This is a genomic window from Brevundimonas sp. NPDC007368, from assembly GCF_042869015.1.
Classification (GTDB): Bacteria; Pseudomonadota; Alphaproteobacteria; order Caulobacterales; family Caulobacteraceae; genus Brevundimonas.
In genome coordinates this window covers 90,726-102,811 of the sequence record NZ_JBIAFA010000004.1, presented here as the reverse complement: position 1 = coordinate 102,811, position 12,086 = coordinate 90,726, and the positions used below count along the sequence as shown (strand labels likewise).

Below are 12,086 nucleotides of genomic sequence, written 5' to 3'. Positions count from 1 at the left end.
GACCCCCGCTCTCGCGAGCGGAGGTCTGGGCGCGGCTAGAAGGCGATCGGCAGCCGCAGGACGAACCGCATATCCGGCGCGTCTTCCGTCACCCCGAACTCGAAATTGCCATTCAGGCTGAAGCGGTCGGTCAGCAGATAGGACATGCCGAACTGCAGGGCGCCGACCTGCAGGGAGTCGGACTTCTCGACGATGTCGTTCAACTCGCTCGAGGTGGGACGAATGTAGCTGTGCTTGTAGCCCAGGGAGAACGAGAACTTCGGATTGAGCGAGAAGCCGAAGCCGATGGACATGCCGATCGCATCGCCCGGATCGACCTCGCCGATCGTGATGCCGCCCTCGGTCTTGTTGATGTCGCGCGGCAGGTGGGCGAAATAGCTGACGCTGCCGAAGATGACCGCCGGATCGCTGGGATAGAGGAAGCTGAGGCTGGGCTCCACGCCCCAGAAGCCCGAGCCGGTGGCCAGGCGAGTGGCGACCCCGAACTCGTCGCGCGGAATGTCGAACGGCCCTTCGCCGGTGTCGCTCTTGGCGCGCAGACCGGCGATGAAGATCGGACGACCGCGTTCGCCGCCATTGATCTGATAGCGGACGGAGGCCTCCACGTCGCCGATGCCGTCGCCGCTCAGGTCTATGGTGCGGGTCACGGCCTCATCGCGCTGCTGGACGGTGGTGATGGTGTCGTTGCGGCGGATGTAGCTGGCGCGCAGGTCCACTTCCATGCGCGAGGTCAGGCCGTACTTGGCGGCGATGTTGACCGCGCTGGTGTCGCGGTCGGCCTCGTTGGCCTCGATCACGCCGATCTGGACGCCGGGCACGATCTCGATGCCGCGGAAGACCAGGCGGTTGGCGCTGGAGCGCGTGTATTCCGTCGACAGGTCCAGCGACAGCTTGCCGGCGCGGCTGAGCACCGCGATGCCTTCCGGAATGGCCGCCAGTTGCTCACGTCGGGCCTCCATTTGCGCGGGGGCGACCGGCGGAGCGCCGGACGGCGCCGGGGTGGGCTGGATCTGGCCGTTGGGGTTCACCTGGCTGGCGACCTGGGTCGGCGGCGCGGCGCCGGTCTGGCCGGGCGCCTGGCCGGCGCGCAGGGCCGCCATGTCGCGGTCGGCGAAGATGGCGCGCCCCGAAGCATCGGTCTGGACGCGCCAGCGGCTATCGACCTCGGATGCGGGGTCCCCGGCGGTCGAGACCGTCCCGGCGGCGCGCTCGGCCAGGAGCGTTTCCTGGGCCTCGATCCGTTTCTGTTGATCGAGCACCAGAGCTTCCAGCCGGGCCACCCGCGCGGCCAGATCGGCGTCCTGGGCAAAGGCGGCGGCTGGGCTGATCAGGGCGACTGTCGCGACCGACGCCAGCAAAAGGCTGGATCGGATTCCCTTTCGACGAGAGCCGCGCAGGTCGCGCTGCCGAGGCGAAGGACGATGCAGGATCATGACGCTCTCTTTCTCTTGCTACAGGGGATCAATGAAGGACGGGGTAGTCGGCGCCGTAGTCGCAGGCGGTCCGCAGGTAGGCTTCGTCCAGAATGGTCAGCCAGCCGTTCTGCATGGAGATCAGGCGGCTGCGCTTCATCTGGCCAAGCGTTCGGCTGACGTGCACCAGGCTGAGTCCGAGGGCGTCGGCCAGGGTCTCCTGGGTCAGCGGCAGGTGCATCCGATCAGCGCTGCACAGCCCCGCGCGCTGCAGGCGATCGCGCAATTCCAGCAACAGATGTCCGATGCGGGCCAGGGCGGACTGCCGGCCCAGCCGCACGACATGGTTCAGCAGGCAAACGTCCTCATAGCGACGGGCGGCCACCAGCGCGCGGCGCAGCCGATCATGACGCGGGTCCTGAAGACTGAGGATTTCGCGCAGCATGACCGCATCGACGCATTCGACGCGCGTCAGGGCCACGGTGGTGGTCTCGTCCAGCGGGCGAGGCTCCGCGCCCAGGCCCAGGCCGTCCCCCGGCAGCAGGAAGCCGAAGATCTGTCGCTGGCCGTCCGCCAGGGTGCGCTGGCGGCAGGCCCAGCCGCTGAGGATCAGGCGCGGGGTCACCGCCCGGCCCTCGGCGCTGAAGGCTTCACCTGCCGCTATGACTTCCTGGAAGACGCACAGGCGACGCACCAGGGCGCGTTCCTCTTCGGACAGGCGGGCGACCGTGTTGAGTATGCGCAGGGCCGCCGTGTCCGTGGGCACGGACGCGGTGCGTCGCACGCTGAGCGTTCGCGACGTCATGTTCGGCATGCCTTCCTGCGCGGCGACGGCCCTCCAGCCGTGCTGCGCCCCTCCTTCGCCAAATGCATATCCGGCGCTCCTCCGTCCGGCCAAACGGCCGCCGAACGCCGGTGTTCCGTTAAGTACGTAGAAACACGTATTTCCGCGCCAGGGCGTGACGGCGAGGCTTCGGTCGGGAGGCTGTGAGCCTAGAGCAGAGCTTTCCCCGCCACATAGACAGCGACCAGGATGATCAGTCCGGCGAACAGGCGGCGGCCAAGGGCGGCGTTGGCCCCGAGGTGTCGGGCCAGGGGCAGGCCGAGCAGGGTTCCGATCACGCCGCCGGCGGTCATGGCGCCCACCAGGGGCCAGGACACCAGGCCCGACAGGCTGTAGTTGACCGCCGTCGTGGCGCCGAAGGCGGCGACGCTGACCAGCGAGGAGGCCTGCGCCAAAGCCAGGGTCATGCCCGTCGCGCCCATCAGGCCCGGCACGATCAGAAAGCCGCCGCCGATGCCGAAGAAGCCGGCGGCGGCGCCGACGCCGGCCCCCGACAAGGCGACGCCGGGCGCCAGGCGGGGCGACAGGCGCACCGCCGCCGAGCCTTCGCTGCGGGCCGGGCGCAGCATGGCCAGACCCACCGCCGCCATGGCGAGGGCGAAGAAGAGCAACAGACGCTCCCCGTCTATCGCCTTGGCGATCGACGAACCGAACCAGGCGCCGGTCGCGCCGAACAGGGCGAAGGTGAGGGCGCAGGGCCAGCGCACGCGGCCGGCGCGCGCCTGACCGGCCAGGGCGGTCAGCGCGTTCAGCGATACCCCGGCCGCCGAGACGCCGATGGCGACATGCGGATCACGTACGCCGACGACATAGAGCAGCAGGGGCACGGCCAGCACCGATCCCCCGCCGCCGAAGACGGTCAGGAACAGGGCGACCACCCCGCCGCTGAGGGCGGCGAGCGCGAGTTGGACGGTTTCCACGGTCAGCTCCGCTTCAGGGCCCGGTTCCAGGGGGCGAGCAGAAGCAGACGCGCCATGCCGCAGAACCCGGTGGCCCCGGCCACGAACAGACCCGCGCCGACGAAGGCGCTCAGACCCCAGAAGGCAGGATGGATCGTCACGCCCAGAAGCCCGCCGAGCAGAATCAGCCCGCCCGCCGCCATCTGGACCTGACGCATCAGCTCCAGCGGGGCCTTGGCGTCGATCCGGGTCGGCAGTCCGGCCTTCTTCCAGGCGTCCAGACCGCCGTCCAGGACATAGGCCGGGCCTGCCACGCGGTCGGCCAGGCGCTGGCAGTTGACGCCGGTGCGGTTGCCGGAGCGGCACATGAAGACCACGTCCTGCCCCGCCTTGAGGGTCAGGTCGGCGGCCTCGAAGGCTGACAGCGGCGCCGGCAGGGCGCCGGCGATGTGGTCGCGGGCGTATTCATCCGGCTCACGGATGTCGATCAGACGCGCCGCGCCGGACTTCAGTCGGGCGGCCACGTCTGCAGGGGACAGGGGGATCAGGGTCATGGCGGGGTCCTCAGGCTTGCGGGGGGCAGTAGATGTCGGCGAGCACGGCGATCACCTTCAGGGCGGCCGGGTCGTGGATACGGTAGAAGACGGCGGTGCCGTCCCGACGCGTGGCCACCAGTCCGTCTTCGCGAAGGCGGGCCAGATGTTGCGAAAGGGCGGACTGGGACAGACCGGCCAGCAGTTGAAGCTGCGACACCTGCAGTTCGCCGCTGCCGAGTTGGCACAGGATCATCAGTCTGTGCTCGTTCGACAGCGACCGGAGCAGTCGCGTCGCCTCGCCGGCGCTTTGCTGGAACTGCTCCAGTCCTATGGATTTGTGTGTGATCATGGCGGGCAATATATGCGTCATTGCTAAATTAGCAATTGCTAATATATAGGGCGCTGCAAGGAGATCGTTTCATGACCCAGGCCGCACCGTCCATTCCCCACGTCGTCGGCGTTTTCGATCCGGCGACCCACACGATCAGCTATGTGGCGGCCGATCCCGTCACCGGGGCGGCGGCGATCATCGATCCGGTGCTGGACTTCGATCCGGCGGCGGCGCGCACCTCGACTGTATCGGTGGACCGCCTGCTGGCCATCGTGGCCGAGCGCGGCTGGCGTCTGGAACGGGTGCTGGAGACCCACGCCCACGCCGACCACCTGACGGGCGCTGACGTTATTCGCGTTCGCACCGGAGTCCCCATCGGCATCGGCGAGCGGATCAAGCAGGTTCAGAAGACCTTCGGCGACCTGTTCGAGGCCCTCGACGTGACGCCGGACGCCGGGGTCTTCGACGAGACCTACGCCGACGGCGACCGCTTCCGTCTGGGTGAGCTGGAGGTCGAGGTCCTGCACACGCCGGGGCATACGCCAGCCTGCGTCAGCTATCGGATCGGCGACGCCCTGTTCGTCGGCGACACCCTGTTCATGCCCGATTACGGCACGGCGCGCTGCGACTTTCCCGGCGGCGACGCGCGGACCCTGTATCGTTCAATCCAGCGGCTGCTCGCTCTGCCAGATGAGACCCGCGTCTTCGTCGGTCACGACTATCTGCCGAAAGGACGCGAGGTCTTCGCCTGGGAGACGACGGTGGGCGCCCAGAAGGCCGGCAACATCCATATCGGCGGGGGGCGGTCCGAAGACGACTTCGTCGCCATGCGCGAGGCCCGCGACGCGACGCTCAGCCCGCCGCAGCTGATCCTGTCGGCGCTGCAGATCAACATTCGCGCCGGCGCCCTGCCGCCGGCCGAGCCGTCGGGGCGCCGTTTCCTGAAGACGCCGCTGAACGCCCTCTGAGGGTTCGGCTCGCGCCGGCCCTGGTCGTCAGTCCTGGGGGATCACCGCGCGGATGACGCGGGCGGAGGACGGACGGCCGGCGATGCCGCGCTTGGGATCGACCACGACACGCAGGTCGCCGTTGGAATAGCTGACCGAGGCGCGTGTGCCCTCGATCACGGTGATGCTGCGCAGGCGATCCAGGAAGGGGCGGGCGCTGGGCGAGCGGGCGATACGGACCACGGCGTCGGTGGTGACGATCAGGGCCTCGATGCACAGGGCTTCGGACTCCTGGCCGTCCAGATTGATGCGGACCAGCCGGCCCAGAGCCTCGCTGACCAGGCTGCTGCGCCGGGTCATCAGGTTGAACATCTGCACCGGCCCCAGGCTGGTCGGCTCAAGGCTGACGGCGGGGCCGGTCAGGGAGACGGGCGAGCCGCCCGGATTGCGCGTCGTATAGACGGTGATGCCGCCCGAGGGGGTGACGCGCAGGACCTGCTCGCCGGCGTCGTTGCGATAGATGGTGTCGCCACGCGGCGCCGAGGTCGGGCGCAGGGCCCAGGTCTCGGTCGAGCGCTCGAAACGAAGCAGGGTCAGGTTGCCGGCCCGGTCCAGCATGAAGGTCTGGCCGGCTTCGGAGGAATAGCGGCCGGGCGGGGGCAGGGTGCGGGTCACCGACTGGTCGCGAATGACCCGGCTCTGCTCGGTCTGGACGTTGGAACGCAGTTGCGCCGCCGCCGGGGTCGCCGACAGGCAGACGCCGAGCGCCATCAGGGCGGCAAGCTCGAGGCGCACGCCTCCGACCGTCCTGGCGCGGGGCGCCGGGACGGCGAAGCATGGCGGATTCTCCGCCGCAACCTCGACCGTAGTCATCATGGTTGAAGTCGTGGAACGCCCGAACGGCGGATTTTAGGCAAAGCCGGTTCAGCCAACCAGGTACTGGCCGCCGTTCAGCGAGAGGGTGCAGCCTGTGACATATCCGGCACGTTCGCCCGACAGCCAGGACACCATGTCTGCGATCTCCTCGCCCTTGCCCAGGCGGCCGACGGGAATCTGGGCGATGATGCCGTCCAACACCTTCTGGTCCATCGCCCCGACCATTTCCGTGTCGATGTAGCCGGGCGCGATGCAGTTGACGGTCACGCCCTTGCGCGCGTTTTCCAGGGCCAGGGCCTTGGTGAAACCGATCATTCCTGCCTTGGCGGCGGAATAGTTGGTCTGGCCGATCTGCCCCTTCTGACCGTTGATCGAGGAGATGTTGACGATCCGGCCGAAGCCCCGGTCGCGCATCCCGTTGATCACCTGCCGCGTCATGTTGAAGACGCTGTCCATGTTGACGCGGATCACGTCCGACCACTGATCGGCGCTCATCTTGTGGAAGAAGCCGTCACGGGTGATGCCGGCGTTGTTCACCAGGACGTCGATGGGGCCCAGTTCGGCCTCGACCGCCTTCACCGCCCGCTCGCAGTCCTCGAACGAGCCGACATTGCCCTTGACCACCATGACGCCCAGTTCGCGGGCGGTGGCCTCTGCGGCCTCGTTATTGCCGGAATAGCCGGCGGCGACGGCCAGGCCGTCTTCTCTCAACCGCTGAACGATCGCCTTGCCGATCCCTCGGGTTCCCCCGGTCACCAGAGCCACACGCGCCATGATCCCTCCCCTGTAGTGACGACGCCGCATCGACGTCGCCCTACCCTCGGCAACCCGCCCTGGATTGGCAAGGGGGAAGCGGCGGCGCGAGGGCGTCGTTACGCGGCTTGATCAATCTGCGCCATGTCGATGACGAAGCGATAACGGACGTCGGACTTCTCCATGCGCGCATAGGCCTCGTTGATCTGATGCGGGGCGATGGTCTCGATGTCGCAGACGATGCCGTGGGCGGCGCAGAAGTCGAGCATCTCCTGGGTCTCGCGGATGCCGCCGATCAGGCTGCCGGCGACGCTGCGACGACGCCACAGCAGGGGCATGGCGAAGACCGGCAGGCCCTCGGTCGTCAGTCCCAGCATGACCATGGTTCCGTCGCGCGCCAGCAGGTTCAGGTGGCTGGCGATCTCGTGGGTGGCGGACACGGTGTTGATGATCAGGTCGAACTTCTCGGCCGCCGCCTTCATGGCGGCCTTGTCGGAGTTGATCAGGAAGTGTTTGGCGCCCATGCGCTCGGCGTCGGCCTTCTTGCGGTCCGAGGTCGACAGGACGCTGACCTCCGCTCCCATGGCCACGGCCAGCTTGACCGCCATATGGCCCAGGCCGCCCAGACCGACGACCGCCACCTTCGATCCCGGCCCCACCTTCCAGTGACGCAGCGGGCTGTAGGTGGTGATCCCCGCGCACAGCAGGGGCGCGGCGGCGTCCAGCGGCAGGCTGTCGGGAATGGACAGGACATAGTTCTGATCGACCGTGATCCGGTCGGAATAGCCGCCCTGGGTGATCGTCTGGCCGACCGCCTCGCCCTTGGGATCGGGCGAGCCGTAGGTCTGGGTCATGCCGGGAACGCAGTACTGCTCCTCGCCCGCCTGGCACGAGGGGCAGGTGCGGCAGCTGTCGACCATGCAGCCGACCCCGACCCGGTCGCCTTCCTTGAAGCGCGTGACATTGGCGCCGACCGCCGTCACGACGCCGGCGATCTCGTGGCCCGGCACGATGGGATAGCGGGTGCCGCCCAGGTCGTTGTGCACGACGTGCAGGTCGGAATGGCAGACGCCGCAATACTTGATCTCGATGGCCACGTCGTCGGGCCCCGGGTCGCGGCGGTCGAAGCTGTAGGGCGTCAGGGGCTGGTCGGCGGCGGTGGCGGCGAAGGCGCGCGTGGCGATCGGCATGGGGACGTCCTCAAGCTGGGCGGGAAGGCGCGCCGCAGATGGGACGCGCCCCGCGTCGCCGCAAGACGACCCGGCCGCTATTTCAGTTTCGCGATCAGCGCCTGGGCCGCCGCCGGGTTCCGCACCTTGGCCCCCGAAATGAAATAGGCGAAGACGTCGCCGCGCTTGGCCCACTGGCGGGTCTGGGCCGCCACGGCGTCCAGTTCGTCCGAGGTCATGCCCGTCGGTTCGTCCTCGCGGCTGGACATCAGCCTAGCGTAGCTGAAGTCGGCGGTGGCCTGGTCGATCTGCGGCCAGGTCGGTTCCTCGGCGTCGACGGCATAGACGATGGCCGCGCCGTATTTGGCCGCCAGATCATAGAATTCCTGACAGGCGAAGGTCGGATTGCGCACCTCCAGGGCGTGACGCAGCCGCACCCCGTCCTTTTCCCTGGGGAGCAACTTCAGGAAGCCCTCGAAGTCCTCGGCGTCGAACTTCTTGGTCCCCATGAACTGCCAGTTGATCGGGCCCAGCTTGTCGCCCAGCACAGTCAGCCCCTGCGACAGGAAGCGCTCGAAGCTCTCGCCGCCCTCGGACAGCACCTTGCGATTGGTGCAATAGCGGCTGGCCTTGACGGCGAAGACGAAGCCTTCAGGCGTCTCGTCGCGCCACTTCATCCAGCTGTCGGGCTTGAAGGTGGAATAATAGGTGCCGTTGATCTCGATGCTCGTCAGCGCCCGGCTGGCGAACTCCAGCTCGCGCTTCTGCGTCAGGCCCTCGGGATAGAAGACCCCGCGCCACGGCTCGAAGGTCCAGCCGCCGACGCCGATGTGGATGGAACCTGTCATGGCCGAGCCTCCGTGAATGCGGACCTCTTCATGCACCCGAGCCCGGGCGACGGGCAACCGGCCGCGTCAGGACGCGCCAACCGCGGCGGCGGCCATGCGGGCGGGGTTCAGAATGCTAAGCCCAGCCAGGAAGAGATAGAGGGCGATGTGCAGACCCACGGTCAGCGCGAACACCCAGGCCCGTCGCGTCAGGGCGGCCGGAATGACCAGGACCAGATAGATGGCCAGGTTGAGCCCGTAGCTGGCGGCCACTTGCAGACCGCTGCTCTTGGATAGGTTCACGCAGACCGCGCCGACCAGCATCATCAGGTTGGCCAGGATCAGCAGCAGCATGACGGCGCGCTTGTTGGCCCAGAAGTGGGTGTCCAGATCCTGCACCTCGTCGTCCGGCTCGGGGAAGATCAGGCTGGTGGCGACGAAATAGACCGTGGCCACGACCAGGCCCGCGATCAGAAGACCATAGCTGTAGGGGGCGGTGCTGAAATTGGTCCAGGCCGCGTCCCAGAAGGTGGCGATGTCCAGGGCGACGAAGGCCGCCAGCACCGGCGTCTTCCAGCCGACCTTCACGGTCTTGCGGTGCTTGAAGGCCCGCGCGACCCCGGTGGCGATCACCGCCACCGACAGACCCAGAACCAGGCCATAGAAGCTGAAGAAGAATTCGAATGCGCTCATGTCGGCCCTCCGCTGTACCGCTTAGGGCTTGGGCGCTTTCTCGTCCATGTCGCGGGGCGGCGAGGCCTCGCTTTCGTCGGCCGGCTTCTTGCCGCCCCCGAACTTGATGACGCCGAAACCGAGCGCCAGGCCCAGCAGCAGGCCGATCGCCATGTTGTCGATCAGGGCGCCGAGGACGACGCCGATGATCAGCCCCATGGGAAGGCCCACGACCACGGTTTTCTTCATCACGCACCCCCTGCGATTCCGGCCGAGCCGAAGAGGTCGCATCAACGGCGCGACGGCGCCTTTCGTCAAGCGCGCAGGAGTGGCGTGCGGTGCGGTCGGGGTCTATAGCGCCGCTGTCGTGGGAGAACTGTGCGCGTGCCGGAACTGACGCCTGAGATCATCGCCCTTCTTGGTCTGGCGTCGGTGATCGCCGGCTTCATCGACGCCATCGCGGGCGGCGGGGGACTGATCTCGCTGCCGGCCCTGCTGTCGGTGGGGCTGAACCCGGTGGCGGCCATCGCCACCAACAAGGTTCAGGGCAGCGTCGGCACGGCCTCGGCCCTGTGGAACTTCTGGCGAAAAGGCCGCGTCGATTTCCGCCTGATCCGCTGGCCCCTGGCCCTGGTCGGCGTCGGGGCGGGGCTGGGGGCCTTCGCCGTGACGCTGGTGGACACGCGCTGGCTGATGATTGTCCTGCCGGTTCTGCTGATCGGCATCTCCCTCTATTTCCTGCTGGGGCCCAAGGCGTCTGACGAGGACGCTCATGCGCGGCTGACGCCGCTGGCCTATGCCTTCGTGGCGGGCGGGATCGGTTTCTATGACGGCTTCTTCGGGCCCGGCACCGGCTCCTTCTTCGCCCTCAGCCTGGTCATGCTGCTGGGCATGGGGCTGACGCGGGCCACGGCCCATACCAAGGCGCTGAACCTGATGAGCAATGTCGTCGGCATCGTGGTGCTGGCGGCGGGCGGGCACGTGGTCTGGGCCCTGGCGGGGATCATGGCCGTGGGCCAGTTCGTCGGCGGACGGCTAGGCTCGCACGCGGCCATGCGCTTCGGCCCGCGCCTGATCCGGCCCCTGCTGGTGATCATCTCCCTGGCCATCACCGCGCGGCTGCTGTCCGATCCGGCCAATCCGCTGCGGGTCATGATGACCGGCTGGTTCGGCTAGGTCGGCGTCAGCATCGTCAGGGCGGTCAGCAGGTCGCGGGCGGTGACCGGCTTGGCCAGGTGCAGGTCGGCGCCGGCCTCGCGGGCGGCGTCGCGATGCTCGGCCATGGCGTTGGCGCTCAGCATCAGGATCGGCGTGCGCGGCGCGTTCGGCCGCTCGGCCTCCATGGCGCGGATGGCGCGGGTGGCGCTCAGCCCGTCCATGCGCGGCATCTGCATGTCCATCAGCACCACGTCGAAGCTTCCGCTCTCGCAGGCGGCGACGGCCTGGGCGCCGTCCTCGACCGTGACCAGTTCGGCGACATGGCCCGCCAGGATCAACTGGACGACGCGCTGATTGACCGGGTGGTCCTCGGCCAGCAGGACGCGCAGCCCTCGCGACGGTTGGGGGGCGACGGCCTCGCGGGCGTCATAGTCCCTCAGGCTTCGGGCGCGGGGCAGGGGCAGTTCGACGCGGAACCGGCTGCCGACGCCGGGCGTCGACGCCCCCTCGATGCGCCCGCCCATCATCTCGGTCAGCGAGCGGCAGATCGACAGGCCCAGACCCGTGCCGCCGAAGCGCCGGGTGATGGAGGCGTCGGCCTGGCTGAAGCGCTGGAACAGCTGGGCGGCGTGATCGGCGTCAAAGCCGACGCCCGTGTCCTCGACCTCGAAGCTCAGCAGGGTCGGGGCCCCGTCGTTCTCGGACAGGGCGAAGCGGACGGTGACGGCGCCCTGGTTGGTGAACTTGACGGCGTTGGACAGCAGATTGCCCAGGATCTGGTTGATGCGGACGCTGTCGCCGATGAAGGCCCCGCGCGCGTTCTCGGCGCGCTCGACGTGGAAGCCCAGCCCCTTGTCCTCCGCCCGCATCCGCAGGGTGTCCAGCGGGGCGGCCAGGGCCTCGTTCAGATCGAACGGCCGCAGTTCCAGCTCCAGCTTGCCGGCCTCGATGCGCGAGACGTCCAGCATATCCGAGACCAGCCGTTCCAGCGTCACGCCCGAGGTGCTGATCAACCCCACCATCTCGGCCTGCTCGGGCGCCAGATCGGTACGCGACAGGGCGTCGACTATGCCGATCACGCCGTTCAGAGGCGTGCGGATCTCGTGGCTCATATTGGCGAGAAAGTCGGACTTGGCGCGGTTGGCGGCTTCGGCGGCGGCCTTGGCCTCGATCAGGGCCTGTTCGGCAGCCATCTTGGCGGTGACGTCGCGGGCTACGGCGTAGATGCGGTCGCCGAACTTGCGCGCCCGCCATTCCAGGGTGACGTAGTGGCCGTCGCGGTGCCGGTAGCGGTTGACGTGGCCCTTGACCGGGGCGTCGGGGCGGCGGTTCTCGACCTCGGTCGCGCTATCTAGCGTGGCGGCCAGATCGTCGGGATGGACCAGACTCAGGATGGCCCGGCCGATCAGATCTTTCGGCTCATAGCCGAGGGTCGAGGCCCATGAGGCGCTGACCCGTACGATGATCCCCTGCAGGTCGCGTATGACCAGCAGGTCCAGGGACACGTCAAAGAAGGTCGCCAGGTCGGCGGCCTCGTCGCGGGTCGACTGCGGCTTTCCCGTCAAGGAGGGGGCGGCCGTGGCGATGGTCATGGGCGATCCTTGCGTACTCGCCGTCATGTCTAAAGGTCGCCGGTTAAGGCCGCATTTCCATCGTGTGACA

14 protein-coding genes are annotated in these 12,086 nt (G+C 68.2%); 2 read left to right on the top strand and 12 right to left on the bottom strand.

Going from position 1 to position 12,086, the window contains the following annotated elements; all coding sequences use genetic code 11:
• Positions 1-35 precede the first annotated feature (35 nt).
• From ACFYLW_RS09640 to ACFYLW_RS09620, 5 genes are all read right to left on the bottom strand, one after another.
• Entirely contained in the window at positions 36-1,433 is a 1,398-nt protein-coding gene (locus tag ACFYLW_RS09640; RefSeq protein WP_313471925.1) for a transporter, read from the bottom strand.
• Positions 1,434-1,461: 28 nt separating this feature from the next.
• The gene (locus ACFYLW_RS09635; RefSeq protein WP_292085566.1) at positions 1,462-2,217 is read right to left on the bottom strand and encodes a Crp/Fnr family transcriptional regulator; all 756 of its coding nucleotides are present in this window, start codon (positions 2,215-2,217) and stop codon (positions 1,462-1,464) included.
• A gap of 188 nt (positions 2,218-2,405) precedes the next feature.
• Positions 2,406-3,176, bottom strand: a complete 771-nt coding sequence (locus tag ACFYLW_RS09630; RefSeq protein WP_390182991.1) for a sulfite exporter TauE/SafE family protein — start codon at positions 3,174-3,176, stop codon at positions 2,406-2,408.
• 2 nt (positions 3,177-3,178) lie between these two features.
• Positions 3,179-3,709 carry a rhodanese family protein gene (locus ACFYLW_RS09625; protein WP_312064548.1) on the bottom strand — a complete coding sequence of 177 codons (531 nt, stop codon included), beginning with the start codon at positions 3,707-3,709 and terminating at the stop codon, positions 3,179-3,181.
• A gap of 10 nt (positions 3,710-3,719) precedes the next feature.
• Positions 3,720-4,040: a helix-turn-helix transcriptional regulator gene (locus ACFYLW_RS09620; RefSeq protein ID WP_292085571.1), complete on the bottom strand. Its 321-nt coding sequence runs from the start codon at positions 4,038-4,040 to the stop codon at positions 3,720-3,722.
• A 71-nt stretch (positions 4,041-4,111) separates the two neighbouring features.
• Here ACFYLW_RS09620 and ACFYLW_RS09615 point away from each other — a divergent pair, with 71 nt between their 5' ends.
• On the top strand, positions 4,112-4,990 hold the full coding sequence (locus ACFYLW_RS09615; RefSeq protein ID WP_312064549.1) for an MBL fold metallo-hydrolase: 879 nt from the start codon (positions 4,112-4,114) through the stop codon (positions 4,988-4,990).
• 27 nt (positions 4,991-5,017) lie between these two features.
• Here ACFYLW_RS09615 and ACFYLW_RS09610 read toward each other — a convergent pair whose 3' ends face one another.
• From ACFYLW_RS09610 to ACFYLW_RS09585, 6 genes are all read right to left on the bottom strand, one after another.
• Entirely contained in the window at positions 5,018-5,764 is a 747-nt protein-coding gene (locus tag ACFYLW_RS09610) for a DUF4908 domain-containing protein (protein WP_313471927.1), read from the bottom strand.
• A gap of 129 nt (positions 5,765-5,893) precedes the next feature.
• Positions 5,894-6,619 carry an acetoacetyl-CoA reductase gene (gene phbB / locus ACFYLW_RS09605; RefSeq protein WP_312064553.1) on the bottom strand — a complete coding sequence of 242 codons (726 nt, stop codon included), beginning with the start codon at positions 6,617-6,619 and terminating at the stop codon, positions 5,894-5,896.
• Positions 6,620-6,717: 98 nt separating this feature from the next.
• A complete protein-coding gene (locus ACFYLW_RS09600) occupies positions 6,718-7,788 on the bottom strand; it encodes an NAD(P)-dependent alcohol dehydrogenase (protein WP_312064554.1) in 1,071 nt (356 codons plus the stop codon).
• A gap of 77 nt (positions 7,789-7,865) precedes the next feature.
• Entirely contained in the window at positions 7,866-8,615 is a 750-nt protein-coding gene (locus ACFYLW_RS09595; RefSeq protein ID WP_312064555.1) for a DUF72 domain-containing protein, read from the bottom strand.
• 66 nt (positions 8,616-8,681) lie between these two features.
• Positions 8,682-9,287, bottom strand: coding sequence for a hypothetical protein (locus tag ACFYLW_RS09590; protein WP_312064557.1), 606 nt, complete (start codon positions 9,285-9,287; stop codon positions 8,682-8,684).
• A 21-nt stretch (positions 9,288-9,308) separates the two neighbouring features.
• A complete protein-coding gene (locus ACFYLW_RS09585) occupies positions 9,309-9,515 on the bottom strand; it encodes a hypothetical protein (protein ID WP_312064559.1) in 207 nt (68 codons plus the stop codon).
• A gap of 135 nt (positions 9,516-9,650) precedes the next feature.
• Here ACFYLW_RS09585 and ACFYLW_RS09580 point away from each other — a divergent pair, with 135 nt between their 5' ends.
• The gene (locus tag ACFYLW_RS09580; RefSeq protein WP_312064560.1) at positions 9,651-10,442 is read left to right on the top strand and encodes a TSUP family transporter; all 792 of its coding nucleotides are present in this window, start codon (positions 9,651-9,653) and stop codon (positions 10,440-10,442) included.
• On the opposite strand, the gene ACFYLW_RS09575 is transcribed toward ACFYLW_RS09580, so the two are convergent.
• Positions 10,439-12,016 carry an ATP-binding protein gene (locus tag ACFYLW_RS09575; protein ID WP_312064561.1) on the bottom strand — a complete coding sequence of 526 codons (1,578 nt, stop codon included), beginning with the start codon at positions 12,014-12,016 and terminating at the stop codon, positions 10,439-10,441. The two genes, ACFYLW_RS09580 and ACFYLW_RS09575, sit on opposite strands and share 4 nt — an antisense overlap.
• Between the last annotated feature and the right edge of the window lie 70 nt (positions 12,017-12,086).